At 38.1% G+C, this 18,164-nt stretch carries 13 protein-coding genes, 1 tRNA gene and 1 pseudogene; 7 read left to right on the forward strand and 8 right to left on the reverse strand.

Annotated features, from left to right (window positions below):
* Nucleotides 1–816, reverse strand: coding sequence for a 30S ribosomal protein S2 (gene rpsB, locus TY21_RS08755; RefSeq protein WP_039386639.1), 816 nt, complete (start codon nucleotides 814–816; stop codon nucleotides 1–3).
* A gap of 80 nt (nucleotides 817–896) precedes the next feature.
* Nucleotides 897–967, reverse strand: a tRNA-Gly gene (locus TY21_RS08760).
* Nucleotides 968–1,094: 127 nt separating this feature from the next.
* On the opposite strand from TY21_RS08760, the gene TY21_RS08765 reads away from it, so the two are divergent.
* Together TY21_RS08765 and queF are read left to right on the forward strand one after the other, a co-directional pair.
* Complete coding sequence (locus tag TY21_RS08765; protein ID WP_042239515.1) at nucleotides 1,095–4,487, forward strand: penicillin-binding transpeptidase domain-containing protein; 3,393 nt, start codon at nucleotides 1,095–1,097, stop codon at nucleotides 4,485–4,487.
* A 680-nt stretch (nucleotides 4,488–5,167) separates the two neighbouring features.
* Nucleotides 5,168–5,995, forward strand: a complete 828-nt coding sequence (queF, locus tag TY21_RS08770) for an NADPH-dependent 7-cyano-7-deazaguanine reductase QueF (RefSeq protein ID WP_042239513.1) — start codon at nucleotides 5,168–5,170, stop codon at nucleotides 5,993–5,995.
* 221 nt (nucleotides 5,996–6,216) lie between these two features.
* On the opposite strand, the gene TY21_RS08775 is transcribed toward queF, so the two are convergent.
* The 3 genes from TY21_RS08775 to TY21_RS08785 all read right to left on the reverse strand — a co-directional run bounded on the left by TY21_RS08775 (nucleotide 6,217) and on the right by TY21_RS08785 (nucleotide 11,409).
* Nucleotides 6,217–9,180 carry a hypothetical protein gene (locus TY21_RS08775; RefSeq protein WP_130589660.1) on the reverse strand — a complete coding sequence of 988 codons (2,964 nt, stop codon included), beginning with the start codon at nucleotides 9,178–9,180 and terminating at the stop codon, nucleotides 6,217–6,219.
* Between the two features lie 23 nt (nucleotides 9,181–9,203).
* Nucleotides 9,204–10,172 (reverse strand): polysaccharide biosynthesis/export family protein, encoded by a 969-nt coding sequence (locus TY21_RS08780; RefSeq protein WP_232044355.1) that lies wholly within the window; start codon nucleotides 10,170–10,172, stop codon nucleotides 9,204–9,206.
* A 319-nt stretch (nucleotides 10,173–10,491) separates the two neighbouring features.
* Nucleotides 10,492–11,409, reverse strand: coding sequence for a glycosyltransferase family 2 protein (locus TY21_RS08785; RefSeq protein ID WP_042239510.1), 918 nt, complete (start codon nucleotides 11,407–11,409; stop codon nucleotides 10,492–10,494).
* A 292-nt stretch (nucleotides 11,410–11,701) separates the two neighbouring features.
* Between TY21_RS08785 and TY21_RS08790 the strand changes: the two genes are divergently transcribed.
* The 5 genes and pseudogenes from TY21_RS08790 (at nucleotide 11,702) to TY21_RS11955 (ending at nucleotide 14,836) form a co-directional block, all read left to right on the forward strand.
* The gene (locus tag TY21_RS08790; RefSeq protein WP_042239508.1) at nucleotides 11,702–12,901 is read left to right on the forward strand and encodes an amino acid permease; all 1,200 of its coding nucleotides are present in this window, start codon (nucleotides 11,702–11,704) and stop codon (nucleotides 12,899–12,901) included.
* A gap of 326 nt (nucleotides 12,902–13,227) precedes the next feature.
* Complete coding sequence (locus TY21_RS08795) at nucleotides 13,228–13,560, forward strand: hypothetical protein (protein ID WP_042239506.1); 333 nt, start codon at nucleotides 13,228–13,230, stop codon at nucleotides 13,558–13,560.
* A 44-nt stretch (nucleotides 13,561–13,604) separates the two neighbouring features.
* Entirely contained in the window at nucleotides 13,605–14,204 is a 600-nt protein-coding gene (locus tag TY21_RS08800; protein ID WP_130589661.1) for a hypothetical protein, read from the forward strand.
* Between the two features lie 75 nt (nucleotides 14,205–14,279).
* Entirely contained in the window at nucleotides 14,280–14,378 is a 99-nt protein-coding gene (locus TY21_RS11950; RefSeq protein ID WP_079979840.1) for a transposase, read from the forward strand.
* Nucleotides 14,379–14,455: 77 nt separating this feature from the next.
* Nucleotides 14,456–14,836, forward strand: a pseudogene (locus TY21_RS11955) (transposase).
* Here the strand turns inward: TY21_RS11955 and TY21_RS08820 are convergent.
* The 3 genes from TY21_RS08820 to TY21_RS11115 all read right to left on the reverse strand — a co-directional run bounded on the left by TY21_RS08820 (nucleotide 14,802) and on the right by TY21_RS11115 (nucleotide 17,703).
* Nucleotides 14,802–16,088 (reverse strand): DUF4116 domain-containing protein, encoded by a 1,287-nt coding sequence (locus tag TY21_RS08820; protein ID WP_042239502.1) that lies wholly within the window; start codon nucleotides 16,086–16,088, stop codon nucleotides 14,802–14,804. The pseudogene TY21_RS11955 and the gene TY21_RS08820 sit on opposite strands and share 35 nt — an antisense overlap.
* Nucleotides 16,089–16,552: 464 nt before the next feature.
* Nucleotides 16,553–17,563 carry a rod shape-determining protein MreC gene (locus TY21_RS08825; RefSeq protein WP_052354383.1) on the reverse strand — a complete coding sequence of 337 codons (1,011 nt, stop codon included), beginning with the start codon at nucleotides 17,561–17,563 and terminating at the stop codon, nucleotides 16,553–16,555.
* Nucleotides 17,560–17,703: a hypothetical protein gene (locus TY21_RS11115; protein ID WP_158623062.1), complete on the reverse strand. Its 144-nt coding sequence runs from the start codon at nucleotides 17,701–17,703 to the stop codon at nucleotides 17,560–17,562. The genes TY21_RS08825 and TY21_RS11115 overlap by 4 nt, the downstream gene beginning before the upstream one ends.
* Between the last annotated feature and the right edge of the window lie 461 nt (nucleotides 17,704–18,164).

Consider the following 18,164-nt stretch of genomic DNA (forward strand, 5'->3'; position numbering starts at 1 on the left):
TTAAACCTCCGAAATTGCAGAAGCTTTTTCATCGGCCTCATCTTTTTCATCATATTTGCCGCTTACACCTTCTTCGTTTTCCTCATCTTCTTTTACATCGCCTTTGCCAAATGCAATTTGCATTTCGTTTTTCTTTTCTATAATAGCATGAGCTAATGCTTGGATGATAAGTTTAACGCTCTTAAGAGCATCGTCGTTACAGGCAATGACATATTCGATAGGGTCAGGATTACAGTTTGTATCCACTAAGCCCATCACAGGAATACCTAATTTGTTAGCTTCAGCTACGGCGATATGTTCTTTACTTGGATCTACTACGATCACCAGGCCTGGTAGCTTACGCATCCCTCTTATTCCTGAAAGATTGCTATTGAGTTTCGTGTAATCTTTATTTAATAAAGAAAGCTCTTTCTTTGTTAATCCTTCTCCACCTGAAGTAATACGTTTTTCAATACGTTCAAGCTTTTTAATGGATTGGCGGATTGTTGACATATTAGTTAGCATACCACCTAGCCACCTTTCGCAAACATAAAATTCTCCCGCTTGCTCAGCTAGCTCACGCACGACTACTTTCGCTTGTTTTTTTGTCCCTACAAATAGGATAGAACGATGTTTTGCGACCACCTCTTTAACTACTTCTGTAGCCAATCTTATCTGTTGAAGTGTTTTAGCTAAATCTATGATGTATAATCCATTGCGCGCTTCAAAAATGAAACGTTTCATTTTGGGATTCCATCGACGGGTTTGGTGACCAAAATGAGCACCAGCCTCTAGTAGATCTTTAATAGTAACATTAACTTGTTGTTGTGTTGCCAAGCCTTGTCCCTTTATTTTGACGACGGCATTCTACTTAAGATAGAATTTCGGTCTTGGTTGATATTAGAATTTGTAAATTGAGCGCCTGATCAGAATCGAACTGACACTCGTAGCTTGGAAGGCTACTGTTCTACCATTGAACTACAGGCGCATTTAATGATTGCGAGTTAAATTATGCCTGATGTGGTAATTCTTTTGCAACATCAATTCAATTTTTGCAATCCTATTTTGCTTTAGAATTCAAAATCGTATATTCTCAAAGCCGGACAATAAAAATCATGGCACGACATATACATTCTTCTTCTCGCAGAGCAAAAAGCAATCTTAATATACCAGAAAAGGCTAATAAAATCCTTAATCTGATTTTTATCGCCCTGGTTGTAATTATCCTGCGCATTTGGTATCTGGCTGTTATCCAATATGAGGTCAAATTAGAGGAGGCGCTTAAACCTCAACGAAAGACTGTCATTGAACCCTCTAAAAGAGCTACTATTCGTGACCGCTTCAACTATCCCTTAGCTCTGAATAAAATTTCTTATCGGGCTGCTATCATCTACTCTCAGCTGCGCCACATTCCTTCGATTAGATGGGAAAAGGATGCTCAAGGAAATAAAAAAAAGAAATTTAAACGTAAAGAGTATATTACGCAGCTGTCGCAGCTACTAGGAGAAGAGCTTCACTTAGATCCTCTAAGGCTGGAGGATCTTATTCATGCTAAAAGCTCATTTTATGGACAGATACCTTTCGTAATTAAAGAAGATCTTACCGAAAAAGAATATTATCGCTTAAAAATGCTTGAAAAGGATTGGTTAGGCCTTCATGTGCAGAAAGTACCTAAGCGCCACTATCCTAAAGGACGTGTAGCTGCGGATATCATTGGATATATGGGGGCGATTAACCGTCAGGAGTATGATAAAATCATGCGGGAGATCAAAATGTTGGAAGCATATATTCAAGGTAGTGATGCAGGGGACGAAATACCTCTTCCCTCAGGTGTTGATAATTTAACTCAAGCCCGGCAGCGCCTTCAAGATCTTCTCGATCACGCTTATACGATTAATGACTATGTAGGGAAGGCCGGAGTAGAGGGCAGTTTTGAAAATAATCTAAGGGGCTATCATGGCAAGAAAAGTTATTATTCTGATTCGCGCGGCAATTTCTTAAGAGAATTATCAGGCTCGCATGAGCCTGTAGCAGGACAGCGCATCCTTCTTACGATTTCGGCTGAGCTGCAAGAATATGCAGAGCAACTTCTTATTCAAAATGAACGTATTCGCGAAACGCGTTTATCAAAATATCCTTCCAAGCTTACCAAGCAACCATGGATTAAAGGAGGGGCTATAGTAGCATTAGATCCCCAATCAGGGGAAGTTCTTGCTTTAGCCTCTTACCCACGCACAGACCCTAACGATTTTATTCCCGCTGCTAATCCAGAGGCAGCAAAAAAGAAAATAGCCAACATCATTCGCTGGTTTGAAAGTGAGAATTATATAGCTGAAATGTGGGATCAAAAACGCCCCCTAGAAAGAGAGCTTTATCAGGAGGAAACTAAAGAATTTTATGAAGATACCTTAATGGTTGATTGGAATAATTATTTAAAACTTATACTGAAAGCCGATACTCCAATCATGCAGGCTATCCAAGAGGTAGATAGCGTGCAAAAGGCAGTGATTATACAACAAGCGATTGATAGGTTAATTGAATTAAGTGGCACCTGTAACATCTATGCGCTGTTAAAGCTACTGTATGGTGAAGATGGAACTCAAATGCGAAAAGAAAAAATTCCCCTTCCAACACAGCTGACAATTGAGAATAATTTAAAAGCACACGCCGACAGCGTTGAACAACAAAAGAAAATATTAGCTCCCTATTTTTCTGCTTTATTTTTACATTATGATAAGATCTTACTTGTTGATCTATGCCGCCTTGCCGTCTGTAACGATCGCTTTTCTCCCCAGCTCCTTGCTGTAAAAGGACAGCAATCGCTTGAGGATTATAAAAATTCTTCCGCTGCCTACATTTCTTTACAAGAAACAGCGCAAAAAATGGCTAAAGAATTATTCCATGAACAACATTTCATACCTTGGCGCCAAGAAAATGAAAAGCTTTTTCTAAAAGAAAAACGGGCAGAAGAAAAAGCCCATCATCAATACCCCAAGCCTTATATAGACTATTTTGATAAGCAAGAAAAAGAGATGTTTAATTTATTTTGGAATGAACATCAATGGGACTTACTTTTAGTCTTTTTGACAGGTCGCCTTCCCTACCATGGATCAGCAGAAATTAGGCCTTATCTTAATCACTTTTTAACCTGGCATAACGAACTGCAAGCAGGTGCTCATGCGGCACTTCCTTGGAAAAATGCCTTTTTTAATTTATCTTTTGTTTTGAAAGGCTTAGATGAAGAGATGACTAAAGATTACTTACGTACTTTTCGCAGCTTTCATCATCTGGATAGACCCTTACTTGGATATTATCGTTACCTCAACAAAACTAATGGAAAGCAAATAGAAAAGGATCTTGCCCGCGCTTTTTATCCTCTACGGGGATACGGATATGGGCGTTCCCAAGCCTATAGGCAAGCTGCAACGCAGGGCTCTATTTTTAAGTTGATTACCTCTTATGAAGCATTAAAGCAACGCTATCAGCATCTGAACAATGATAAACTCTCTCCTAGCAGCATCAATCCTTTAATTATGGTCGACCAGATCTTTAAAAAAGGTAAGGATACTTTTGTAGGTTATCACCAAGATGGCACTCCTATTCCTCAATATTACAAGGGAGGCCGTATGCTTAAAAGCCATGCCAAAAACATTGGTAAAATTGATCTAATTCGTGCCATTGAAACCTCTAGTAATCCTTATTTTTCTATTCTAGCAGCAGAGTATTTAAGCTCTCCGGCTGATCTTTCTCAAGCGGCTTTAGATTTCTCTTTTGGCACACGCACAGGTATAGACTTGCCTGGTGAAATTGCAGGAAAAGTTCCTAATGATCTTATAACCAATCGTACCGGCCTTTATGCTATGGCTAATGGCCAACATACTTTAGTTGTTACCCCCCTGCAGACTAGCATTATGCTGTCTGCTATAGCTAATAAAGGGCATGTTTTAAAGCCCAAGATAGTTTCTTTAACAGCCGGGTACCGTTCACAAGCACAGAGTAAACAGCCCCTTGAAGCTGCCTGTCTTGATCACTCCCAAATCGTGAAAAAAGCTCCTACCCTCGTCCAAAGAAACCTATTTATGCCTGATATTATTCGCAATATTTTGCTTATTGGTATGCATAAGGTAGTTTTAAAACAATTATCTGAGGGATTGACTAGCCTTTCCCGCTTTTATCGTGAATATCCTGAAGCTATTGCCGACTATCTTGAGCTCAAAGACGAAATGGTTGGAAAAACCAGCACAGCGGAATCCATGGAGAATATTGACTTAGACTTTTACGATGGGACAAACCTTTATACTCATGTCTGGTTCGGAGGCATTGCTTTTAGTCAAAAAATACCTAACGATTCGCATGCTCTCCTGTATCTAGATCGCTGGGGCAATCCTGAATTGGTGGTAGTAGTCTACCTAAAATATGGGGCATGGGGAAAAGAATCGGCTCCTTTAGGAGCTCAAATGGTGCGAAAATGGCGAGAAATCAAAGCTCGCCATGAAGCTCATCGCTAATGGCAAAATGTATTACTAGAAGTTTTAAACCAAATTTTACTTTATTCAGCTTTAAAGAGGTTTGCTTTAAAAGCTTATACTCTTCCCCTCTTAGTAGGTTAAACAAATAAGCCCACTTACTATGACAACCTGCTTTTAAAAAAATCATCTTAGAAGACAGCCCCTTATTTATAAGCTTTTAAGCGGTTCTTTATAGAGCGATATGCTTAAAAAAAAACTATTCTTAATTAAAAGGGGAAGCTCAAGAAGATTTAAGTGTCTATTTAGCTTACATAATTGCTTTTTTTTAAAGCTTCTTAAGTCCTACAAGGGCCATAAAAAAGAAAGCATGGCTATCTGTTTTTTTAATTGGGAGTTGAGGGATAGAATTGAGGGCAATAAGCCAAACTACGAAAAAAAATTGTATTTGATCAAGGAATTGATAATTTTCCCCTATTGAAGCAAAGGGTGAAATAAAGGTTTCCAGACACAGTTTACCCTAGATGTTATCATCATTGCTTTCAGATTTACAAGCTAGCCTTCTCTTTATTTTGCAAAAAAAGCTCTGTTTCCTTGCATAGCTCTATTTTTGAGAGGTGCTTAAGATAGCTCCCTTAAGAGTTAACCATTGAAAAAATATCATTTTGCAGAGTATGGTAGATGCTTAAATTAAACTTTATTTTATCGAAAAAGTGGCTTTTATGAAGGATGAAACTCTTATCAATTCACCACTAGGAAAACAGACCTTTTATGATACTGTATATGATCCTAGCTTACTATGCCCTTTACCTAGAGATAAACAACGCCAAGCAATTGGGATCGCTGATGTAAATTTACCTTTTCAAGGCTATGATGTTTGGAATGCTTACGAGCTGTCATGGCTTAACGTAAAAGGCAAACCTCTCCTAGCGATAGGAGAATTTTTCTTTCCTTGCCAATCCCCTTATATTGTAGAATCTAAATCTTTTAAGCTTTATTTAAACTCCTTCCATCAAACAACCTTTGCCAATTTAGAAGATGTCCAGGCCATCTTAGAAAAAGATTTAGCAAAATGTGTGGGCCAGCCAGTAAAAGTTAACCTTATTCAATCTAAAGATTATGCAAGCCTTTGCTTAAGAAATCTCCCGGGGTTTTGCTTAGACAATCTAGATATTGAAACCAATCTTTACGCCGTCGATCCTTCCATTCTTGGACATGCAGCAGAACTTGTGGAGGAAGAATTTTATTCTAATCTTTTAAAATCTAACTGCCCTGTTACCAAACAACCTGATTGGGCAAGTCTTTACATTCATTATATAGGGCCTAAAATTAATAAAGAGTCCCTTCTTAAATACATTATCTCCTTTCGCAGCCACTATGAATTTGGAGAGCATTGTATTGAACGTATTTTCATGGATTTGCAAAAATATTGTCGCTGTCATAAGCTGACAATTTATGGCCGGTACACCAGACGAGGGGGCATAGATTTAAATCCCTTTCGTTCAAATTTTGAAAGCTTCATGAGAAATATTCGAGACTATCGCCAATAATTAGGCCAAGGATGAAAATGCGTAAAGCAGAAAAAAATTTTAAGAGGAGAGGATGAAAAACATTTCCTGATTATTTTCCTCGTGTGGACAGATGCAGCGCCACTAATATCTGGCTACCTTTTTAATTGCTCTTATTGCTATCCTAGAGAGGCTAAAAACTTCTTTAGCTTAGCTTTCAAAATGAGGCAGCGAAGCTGATAGCAAAAACATTTACTGCTCTTCTAACTTTCTGCAGGGCTGAAGATAAAAGTGACTCTTTTCTTATCTGCTAAATGTTCTTTGTAAGGCATATAAGTTTTCAAATCTGAAAGAGACTCATTAGTCAAGTTAACAGCCACATGATCAAATATTTTTATTAAGAGATCCGCTTGTCCACTAGCTGGCATGGCATCGCTAACGACTAAGACCCAATCGTATCTTTGCACAAGCTGCTCTAATAAATTTTTGAAACGGTGGGAGCCGATTAATTCTACTGCAAATCGTGAGACGCCTCCTTCGTAAATGCAATCGTACGAGCCCTGGGAAGTAATCATGGGTTCTTCAATCTCTCCTTGCAGATATTGAATTAATCCTGTCCCATACCCTTGGGAAGTCGCTTTAAAGCAGATAGGTATTAAGACAACCTTTTGACCAAGCTTGGTTAAGAGTTTGGCTAAGTGATAAGAATAATCAATTCCTGCTCCATTCAGGAGAAGTAAGGACTGTCCTAGCTGCGACTGTGAGCTATTGGTCATATAAGCAATCATACGACGCAGAACATCTAAATCTTGGTCCATCAAATTTTCATTAGAATCATTAGAAGCTTTAGGAGTTAGATGGCCAGAGAGGTGTAAATCGTTAGCTTTAAGATTAGAGGGGCTGACTCGAATGCCAGATACGGTGGATTTAATAATAAAGAAGGTAAAAGTTATAAAGGCCCCCGTAAACGCACCAAAGGCAGCATACAACAAACTACGCGGAGACTTTGGATGCAGAGGAGGCACCGCAAAATCTTGAGGATAAGATTGCAAGATCTCTAAATTACTCGTCAAATTCTTTGATTCTACTAAACTTGTAATTTCTTCCACCATCTTTTGATTAATGAGCAGCTGCTGATCAATTAAACGCTCTTCAACCCATTTGTTAGGTAAATCCTTCATTTCTTTACGCAGCTGTTCTTGATGCTGAACGATGAGGTTAGTCTCCTGCTTTAGGTCATTTAAGCGTACAGCCATATATTCCTGCATATGCTTATCTAAAATAGAAATTTGCTGACGTAACAGGCCTAATGTTACACTTTGCAGGGAAACGATTTTTTCCTTAATCAGCTGTTCTTTAAGCTTATGAAGCATAGCAGCTTGATTTAGGTGTTGGCGCAAGAAATCTTTTTGAACATCTAATTGTTCTTTCAAACGTTCCATTTCTTTAGCACTGCGATTATTTTGATCTTTGAGGGCCTGAACAATTTGTGAAGCTTTAGAGATCATCTCGTTGGTGACAAAATCATTTTGAATTCCACTCATTGAAGTCACTTCAAAATTAGGATTTTTCAGCTGCTCAATCATAAAATCCAGTTGGCGGATCAAACCTTGCACTTCATTAAGCATGCGAGTGTAAGAGATATATAATTCTTTAGAAGTTACAATATCAATCCCTTGGAATTCATTTTGAGGGCTTTGTTGAAAGGCTAAACGCTCTTGAATGACTTTTTCTTGGACATCAAAAAGATGTATTAAATTTTTTAAGTAAGACACAAAGTTTTCTTTCGCTGTTTTTAATGCTAAAGCCTTGTCAGTCCTTTCTTCTTCAGAAAAACAGCTATCCATATCATTTTGGGCGACTAGCAATTTATCTTGCCAAGCTTGTACAGCAAATTTTGAATCATTAACTAAAAGATCTATGGTAGGCTGACCTTGCCCACTTTCTAAACTTCTTAGCAAGCAAGTAGCTTCTATAGATAGACGCTTGGCTTGTTCTAAATCTAATAACTGTTCAGTAAAGCTATCATGAAAATGATGATTACCAGAAGGATAAGCATTTTTTAAAGCAATATCTAAAGCATCGCTTTGCTGCTTTAAAGCTCTAATTTCTGCCAATGATTGATTGATAACCCCGGGATCACCTTGTAGATCATAAAAAGCACAGTTTTCTTGCTGGGCGTGACTTAATCTCCTAATTGCTAACTCTATATCATATAATTTCTGCTGGTAATGCGTTTGATTGGCAGAATAAAACTCTATGGCTTTAAGCGAATTAAAAAAGCCACTGGTAGATATGTCCGATGACATATTTTTTGCATGCGCTACCATCATTTGACGCAATTTAGCTCCCATTTCCTGCTGGCGTTTTTCTAAGTAAGCAATCTGCTCCTGAGAAATACGCTTTTGCTCCTGGCGAATATGCTCCTGATAAATCAGCATCATAGAATTTAAAATTTCTGTGCCTACATGACGATTACTATGTTGCAATTTAATATGAAGGAGATTGCGGTCATTTTGATCCGCTTGGATGGATAAAGCGGCCAATAGATCTTCCGATACTCTGTGCAGGGGCATCAACTCTAAATACCATTGAGTACCGGCTAAAGGCTCAGAGGATTTCTTCATAACAGTAAAAGCATAATCCTTACCTGTTACTTTTCGCCCCCATTCATGCTTACCTATCTTTCTATTATTTTCATCATAAACTTCAAAAAATTCTTCATTAATGAAATGAAGAGTAAAAACTTTAGAAATCTCATCATTGTAAGCTACATCTTGCAGCCATAAGCTTGGGGGATGATCGGGTAAGATGGGTTTTTTAAGGGAAATAAAATGAGCATATTCCACTAAAATATTTTCCGGTATGGATCCCAGTAAATCAAAGCGGGGTTCCATTTTTATCAATAAGCCCTGCAAGCCGCGCCGGTAAATTAACTTCTCCATAAGCTTGCGAGATTTGATGGTAGCTAAAGCTTCACCTTCGGTCTCATTAGCACCGGAAATAAGAAGCTGACTTAATGTAGAAAGACCCGACTTGGATTTACCTTTGTCTTTGAAAGTGCCAGAGATATTGTAAATAACAGGCCGAGATAGAGCAAAGCAGGCAGCAAAGATGCAGCAAAATAAGGCAACAGATATAATAGCGACCTTATGTATCTTTAAGATATGCAAAAGATCAGTGATAGTAATCACACTTTCTGAGGGATATTTATCTATCGGCGGCATTTTAAGGTAAACCTCTACTACAATCAATCGTTAATTAACTGGTATGTTCCATATCCTGCTTGAAGGCCAGTAAAGCTAGGAATCAACTGCTCAATAAATCTATTCCATTGCGTCAAAGGCTTTTCGGCTACATATACAGTATCCCCAGGCATCAATAGTAAGCTATCGTTGGGCAAATGCACGATGTGATCTAAAGAGACTAGGTAGACTTTAGGACAAAGCATATTCCCACGAATTACATGGATGCAGTTGCCATTACCCGTAAAAGGAATACCCCCCGCCGTCACTAAAGCTTCACGTAGAGAAATAAAGCCGTAAGGAACATTGATGGGGCGAGGAGCCCGCACCTCTCCCATCACCATAACTGTAGCATCCGAGGGAGCAGCAATAAAGATTTTATCCCCTCCACGCATTACAATATTTTGTTTCATATCCCCTTCATTGATTAACCTATGCAAATCAATAGGCAATTGACGTCCCTCGCGCATTACATAGCTTTTAAATAAGTTAGCGCCTGGCGGAATATGAGATCTGGCAAGCACTTCATAAAGACGCATTTTTCCGTCTACCGGTACGGTAGGAATAGAAACTAAACCTATTAACTCCACACGACGTTGTAGGCGATCACGGTAATTGACATAAACTTCTATATCCTGAATTTGGTCCCTAAAAGCTCTTTGCAATTCCTCACGAGCTTCTTCTAAAGTAAGCCCTTTGACTGCCAGGGGAGGTAAATCGGGTACATCTATTTTTCCTTGATAGACTTTAAATCCACCCGTTGACTCATTGATAAATTGAATAGACTGCATTAAATCTTTACGGGTGGGGTGATAAACAGCAATGTTTAAAATATCATCTTCAGCGATCACATCCCGGTACTCTAACATATCCTCTTCTGCTAGCTCTCCAAGCTCTACTCCCTCTAGCTCCAAGATTGCTAACTTTCCTTGACGTATGCGATAAGAGTCTATCACAAATTCGTCAGGTCCCATAATGGGATAATCAAAATTAGCAGTTGAGCAAGAAGCGAAAATTATAAGGAGAGATACATTTAGTAAAACAAAAGGCGAAAACAAAAAATTAATTTTTACTTTCTTTCTTTTCTCGCTTAAAGGCATGTCATAAGCCTCTTTGAATAAAATGAATTTTTAAACTTGATAGAATTAAAGTGATCTTTCTTCTCTTAATTCAATCTACCTTATTTATATCTCTTAAAATTGTATTACAGCTTTAAATGCAGATAGTAGAACCTACATCCGCTGTTTAGGAGGGAATAACAAGGCAGTGTAATGATGTTAAACCTATTGCATTTTAAGAGGTAGTAATTTTTTTCCAGTAATACTTTTGGCTACTTAAAGCTTTTTTCCACCACAAGGGAGCATTAATGCTAGCCTGCCCTAAGCGATATCCTGCCCATTTAGCACCTATATGCATTAAAGCATAAGGGAGCAATAAAGGTTTTTCTTGATACAGCTGCTTAAGCATACATGTAGCATAGTGATTCCCTCTCAATTGGTCGTCTTCCGCACAATTTAAAATATTTTCATATTTTTTTCGCATCAATCCTGTATCAAAATATCGACAGAATTCTTGGCGTAAACTATAGCGATGAGAGTGTCTTACTTCCGCCTCTGCTACGTAAGCAATTTTATGCCCTATTTTCAAAAGTTGAGCAGTCGCTAGTGTATCTTCTCCTAAAAGAACAGAACGAAAGCCTTTAATTTCATCTAAAGCGCTGTTTAAGTATGCAGCGCATGAATCTGAACAAAAGAATGTATAGGAGCCATAACGGCGCCTATCCGCAATACTTCGAATTTCACTTCGAACAGGATAATTGTAATACCGAGGAAAAGATTCAAAAAAGTCGGCTCCTTCATGGGGAATTTGCCTTGCATAGGCGATCGATGCTTTGCCCTGTATAATGGGTTCAACCAATTTTTCTAAAACTTGCGGATTTACCGCATAGGCATCAGGGGTTAGCATAACTACCAAATCAGTGCCTAGATGTTTCCTTGCTAACTCGCGGGTCTTACCATGGTTGAAAGTTGCTTGTGGGATTGATAAAACTTCTACACCTAATGAATAAGCAAGGGATCTGGTTTGATCCCTCGAGGATGAATCTACTACAAGGATTTTTGGGCTTAACGATGATTGCATGATAGGATTAAGACAGCGTACCAGATGCTTCTCAGCATTTAATGTTAGAACGACTACGCCCACTGATTTCATAACCTTTGAACTACCTTACTTAGATTCATTTAATGTGCGAGGAGTTAAAATTTTTGGCCTTCTATCTCTTTTTTCATGGCGATCATTACCTAAAAAAAGAAACAGCTTCAGACATACTAACCCTCAATTCAGCAAATTTCATTCTATTTCCTAAAAAATGCTAATTTAAGCTTAAAACCCTCTAATTTGCAAAAACATTTTGTTTTTATCTGTTTTTTTGATAATTTTCTGCCTTAAAGCAATTTTTAACATCTCTTTTCCTGCGTATAAAACCTAGGGTAATTAAATTTCTATGCCTACTATAAATAATAAATTCAGCACTCTTAGTGGAATATTACTTGTTTCAGGCACTTGTATCGGTGCAGGCATGCTTGCCCTACCTGTTGTAACTGGCTTCTCAGGATTCTTACCAGCTATGGCAGTCAACCTTATCTGTTGGATATTTATGCTTATCACCGGCCTGCTTTTTTTGGAAGCCACGCTCTGGATGAAAGAGGAGGCGAACGTGTTATCCATGGCCGCACGCTTTTTTGGACCTTGTGGTAAGTGGATAGCAGGAGCAGCTTTTCTCTTTCTTTATTATTGCTTAGAGGTCTCTTACATTGCTGGCGGTACTCCTCTTTTCATCTCCCAAGTCAAAAGCTTGGGCTTTCATCTCACAGGTTATAAAGGCTACATAGCCTTTGCTAGTCTTTTTGGTTTCATTGTTTTCTTAGGCTCGCAAGTAATAGACCGGGTAAATTTAATCCTTATGATAGCGCTTGTTTTCTCTTACTTTTTGCTCATAGGATTAGGAAGTACCGAAGTACAAATGAGCTTTCTTACCCGAAGAAATTGGAATGTATTTTTATTAGCAATGCCTACCCTTTTTAGCGCTTATGGCTATCATAATATTATACCTTCTTTAACCACCCTTATGCATCGTAATGTGCAACAACTACGGACGGCTATTGTGATAGGCACTAGCCTCCCCTTTATTATCTACACCTTATGGCAATGGATGATTATTGGAACAATTCCTGAATCGCAAATAGCTAAGGCGGTCGCTGAAGGAATCCCCGTTACTCAACTTCTCCATACAATTACAGGACACCCTTGGATTGGCTTTTTAGCTACCTACTTTGGATATTTTGCTCTGATTACCTCTTTTTTAGGGGTCTCTCTTTCTATGGTAGATTTTTTAGCCGATGGAATATCGGCAAAAAGCCAAGGATGGACACGTATACTTCTTTGCTTAATAGTTTTTATCCCTCCCGCTATCTTTGCCGGCAGCTATCCAGGTATATTTTTAGAGGCTTTAGGAATTGCTGGTGGCTTTGGGGAAGCAATCCTTAATGGACTGCTTCCTATCGGCATGGTCTGGCTCGGTCGTTATAAATTTTATCTCCCCTCCCAAGAACAGGTAAGAGGTGGCAAACCTCTATTATTAGCCTTATTAGCATTCACATTATTGATCATTGCTCTAGAAACTTACCATCTGGTGAGAGGCTAACCATAAAGCTTTTACTTGCTAATCTTGACGCTCCCCTCTCGTTACCTGCTTAATTTATTTTAAGCTGCTAGAGGCAAAGTTGTAGATAAAAAGCTTTAAGGGATAAGAAAACAGCATTCTCATTTTTAATCTTATGTGTTTTAATTGAACTTCTTCTGTCTCTTAAAATAGATGATGGAAAAGTAGACAACATTTCAACGCTTACTTTTCCGCTAGAAGAAGAATGTATTACGCTAATTGATCATGATTACCAAATTATATCGGAAGTATTTTTAAGAAAGATTAAAGACAATCTCGATTTTTTATTTAATTCCAAAAATGAGGCGATGGATAAAACTCTTAAAGTTTTATTACATGACTTCCAAATGCGCAAAGTTTTATCTAGAGAAGATATAGCTGCTCTTACTAAAGAAAAAAGAAAATTTATGGTAAACTGGCTAGGCCAAGGAGTTTACCATGCTGCCAAGCAATTGGTAGACAAATTTTCAAATGAGGAAGAAAGCGTCTTGGCTAAAGAAACGTTAGGCCTTCCTCCAGAATTAACTCAATTTTCGTTCGGCTCTATATTAATTTTAGTAGAAGTAGTAAAAAAATTGATACAAACTAAAAAAAACAAATATTTTTCGACTAATTTAATTAATAAAATTAAAGGCTTATAAAAAACATGAACACATTACAATCCTAGTTGAATTTATTAACTAAAATGAAAAACACTCTAAACGATGAGTTCAACCTCGATCATTTAGACATAATTAATTGTTATTTTAAGAAAACGAGTTTAAAATCTTCAGTAGTTTATAAGTGGCTAGAAAATGCCCGACGCCAAGCTATTACCCATAGCACAGATTCTAAATTTCCTATTGTTCGACGCGACTTTACTACTTACTTAGATAAAAGAATTGCTACATTTCAAGCTTGTATATTAAAGGAGCCGAAGAAAAATTCTGCCCTTGTACCTGATATTTGGAGAGCAAAATTTGCAGAATCTTCCTCTAACCAAACAATTTTGCTCACAGCAAGCATGCACGTCCACGATCTTCTATTTGCTTGTCATGAGATTATAGAACACCTTAACCTTCATTCTAACCATTGGATGAAAAAAGAATTAACGCCTTTTATTGATGAATCTCTTCCTACTTATTTAGACTTATTGCCTAACTTATCTGATCAGTTAAAATGTGATATTCATGCCAGTTTTGAAGAATTGAAGAATTTAATGATACAAGAAGATTTTAGAAGAGCTGAAGCTCAACTAAACTTAATCCAAAATCGCATTATGCCTACCCAGAAAGCTTTTAATTAAATGGAAAGAAAGAAAAGGATAACAACTTCCAAAAAATTGCTTTTCTAGAAAGAGAAAGCTCACCAGGATTGCCTTATTGACTCTACCTCTATTGCCGTTGGTCATAAACAAAGAATTACAAGAAATAAGGTTTTTAAAGGGGGAGCTAAAAGAGGAAAAACCCCTTCAGGATGACTTTCAGAGCCTTAAACATCACCTGATTATCAATGGGAATGGACAGATTTTAACTTTTTCAGCCCAACTTTAGGAACATTTCCAATGTTTTTATGGTCGGCATTTTGTCAAAAAACCTGATGGGAAGGCTGTCTAGCGATAAAGGTTATCTTTCCTTTAAGCTAAGGCAAAAGTTTATTAATCACGGTTTTTTAGAGCTATTGACATGTATACGATCGAATATAAAGCGAAAATTGATGTCCTTTTAAGACAAAATTTTACTAAGAAAAAGATTTATAATCGAAACTGTAAACGAGCAACTAAAAAACATTTCTTACATTGCCTATACACTCAGATTAAGAAGCGTAGCAAATTTTCTAGCCAATATGCTGGCAGGAGTAGCAGCTTATTGCCGCCAGCCAAAAAAGCCCTCATTAAGGTTTTCTAGCCAAGAAACGAGCCTTTTGATTGCTGCCTAAAAAGCTCGAAACTCAGGTCAACAAGTTCAGGATTATTCTGAAGCTCTTCGCTAGCGTACCTAAGCGCCAAACCATCTTGCTGGATAGCTGCAAGAACAATTTCTCTATCGTTCTTCAAAGTTTTGCTAGCATACATAAGTACAGAACCTCTTCTCCGGACGGCGGCAAGAAGGATTTCTCTATCATTTTGAAGCTCTTGACTAGCATACCTAAACGACAGACCAAATTTCTGCACGGCAGCTAGAACGATTTCTCTCTCATTCTGAAGTTCCTTGCTAACATACTTAAGCCCCCATGGTGCTTGCTGGACAGCGGCAAGAATGATTACTCGATTATTTTGAAGCTCTTGGCTAGCGTATCTAAGAGCCAAGCAGTCTTGCTGGACAGCTACAAGAACAACTTCTTCATCATTTTGAAGCTCTTGGCTGGCATACTGCAGAGCTAAACCAGCATGTCGAACAGCTGCAAGAACGACTTCTTTATCATTTCGAAGCTCTGGGCTGGCATACTGTAGGGCTAAGCCACCATGCTGGACAGCTGCAAGAACGACTTCTTTATCATTTTGAAGCTCTTGGCTGGCATACTGCAGGGCTAAGCCAGCATGTTGAACAGCGGCAAGAACGATTTCTTTATTATTCTGCAGCGCTTGGCTAGCATGCTGGAGGGCTAAGCCATCATGCTGAACGGCGGCAAATACAACTTTTTTAGCATCCTGGAAATCTTGGCAAGTCTGCTGCATTGCTAGGTCATCATGCTGAATAGCTGCAAGGACACCTTCCCTATCGTTTTGATGATCTTTACTAGCATCCCTAAGTGTATTCACTTTTTGCTGGGCACTAATTTGAAGCTTTTCTTTAAAATTTTTCAGCTCTACCGCCTCTTTTTTGAGAGTAAGAGGAAATATTTTTTTATCGTCTCTAGAAGGTTGGCCCTCATGCTTAGATATGCCTCCATAGTACTTGGCCGGCTTTGGCAAAGCGTCTTTATCACTCTCTCTTTTACAAGCAAAGTCCCCAATTCCTACAAGGATATTTCCTAATACAGGAATTAATAAAATTATACACCGTCCAAAACTTTTTCGGTTAAGGTAGGAATAGTAAGGACATTTAGAAATATTCTTTTCTTGCTTAAAGGGTATGATAAAAACTTTTTGAAAGATACAAACTAAATTAGTCACAGTACTTATGATAGGCACGTAATCGGCCTTATGATCAATAAATCGGCATGCTTTAGATGATAGATTTATTTGCATAATACACCTAGTGTTTTAATAATTTACTAAAGCAAGATGGTATAGAAAAATTTTATTAAATAATGTAGAAAAAATAAGGGACCTAAATGATTTTTTTGATTGAAGGATATAAGAAAAACCATAAGTCATTGAACTGAAAAAAAATATGAAAAAAAATAAAGAAAACTTATTCAAGCAAGCCATGTAGCCACGCTGGCTGAGAGGGACAAGTCTTAAATACTAATACCGGCAAAAAAGTGACCAGCCATCTAAAAACAATCTAGAATAAGAGAAGCTTATCCTCATCTCTTTTCTTCTAATCACATGTGATACACTTTTGAGCGAATCCTTATGTAGCCCCGTACTCTATACGATTTCTCTTGTTAAGTAGAAAGGCATGTTTCATAGGGTTGATATGCAGACTAAGTTTTTTTTTTAGCGTATAAATTGTAATTTTAAAAGATAAGATAAAAGGAAATTAAAAATTAACGTAAATTAGGCTGATCTTTTTCATTAAATTCTGATGGGGCTATAACATACACCCATGTTAGGTCATCTAAATTTCCTATCGTGGGTTTAGCCTCTAATTCGAAGGCGAAATCTCCTTCCCTTAAAAGATCTACTTTTGTCACTATTGCTACCTTAAGGCCAGCTGGAAAGACTCCATCCATGCCTGTAGTCACTAAAATATCGTTTACCTTTATTAAAGGCATAGCTTTTTCTTGTGAAGAACCTATAGGCTCCCCAGAACGTAAATCGCGTGCAGGCCCCTGCTCATCTTCGAAATCATAATTAAAACCTGACCCGCGAAGGAGATGGCCATCTGTTCGCCAGATAGGACGGCTTTGTCCTCGAATTTCCCCTTTAGCTAAGTACCAGGTATGCTTTTTTTCCAATAACTTTAGACGTAAATGGCGCAATACATTTTCCGCTAGCATTTTTTCCCGCCCATTATCAAACACCTCTCCATGAGCATGTATATACGCAAGTAGATCAGGAATATATTCTGCGATAGCTTTACCCTGCTCATACCCTCTGGCCACGCGCACCGAAGGTACAAGTCCCGAATCTGTAATCAGCCTCACGCGTGATTGCCTTTTTCCCATATAATCTATCACGCCTACCACTGAATCACCGACCAATACAGGACTGTTCTTAGCCACCAAAGGACTTTCATAAACTTCATTCGTTTCTTCTCCCACGTTAATCCACAAGGAACTATTCCAGGTTCCTAGAGAACGAAAGATAATACGAGCTGCTACAGCATCATAAGAGGGTTCTTGAATCTCAGGCATGCTATTTTTATATAAATCTATGGGCCCAAGATTTTTTAATTCTTGCTTTTTTTGCCCCTTTAAATGGCTTAAGCTTTCCCAAATAGGAGAGAGAATAGCCAAAACGCTTCCGCGCATCCACTCAGAAGTCGTTAAGGGGAGACTCATCGTAAGTAGAAGCAGGACAAAAAGAATCAATAAAGGTTTAGAAGTTTTTCTCATTGGACGATGGCTAGAAGATGAATAATGTGCAGAAGAGTATTAATTGCTACGCCACGAATCCTTGTATGGCTATTAGGCCCCCTATGAATGGCATAGTCTTTTTGAAGAATCCCTTCTTGCTTTGATATCAATTCACTCATAGCAAATGTTCCTCACTAATTATTTATAAGGTTAAACTTCTTATCTTTTGAGCTTCTAAACCTTCCTTTTAACATACAATGCCTTTTCATTATAAGCAAGCATGTCTACTCTGAGTTCCTATATCTAAACTGTTTTTTAGAGCTATAGATTACAAAATTGCGGTTATTAGCCGACCTCTATACATACAAGGGAGGGGTAAAACAAGTGTCTCGCAGAATAGAGTTGGCTTAATGAAGCTTTAGGCACTTCTTTGATTGTGTGACCTAATAAAGATCACCCATTTACTCGTATTACAAGCACTAGGTTTGTAGATTTTGCTAAAGGAAAAAATATTGCTTTTAGCATGAATGGAAAAGGAAGGGCGACAGATAATATATTTGTAGAGCGTTCGTGGAGGCCGGTTAAGTATGAAGATGTATATCTAAGAGATTACCAAGACGAGCTTGAAGTCTATCAAGCA

Origin of the sequence: Neochlamydia sp. S13 (genome assembly GCF_000648235.2) — a bacterium.
Taxonomy (GTDB): domain Bacteria; phylum Chlamydiota; class Chlamydiia; order Chlamydiales; family Parachlamydiaceae; genus Neochlamydia.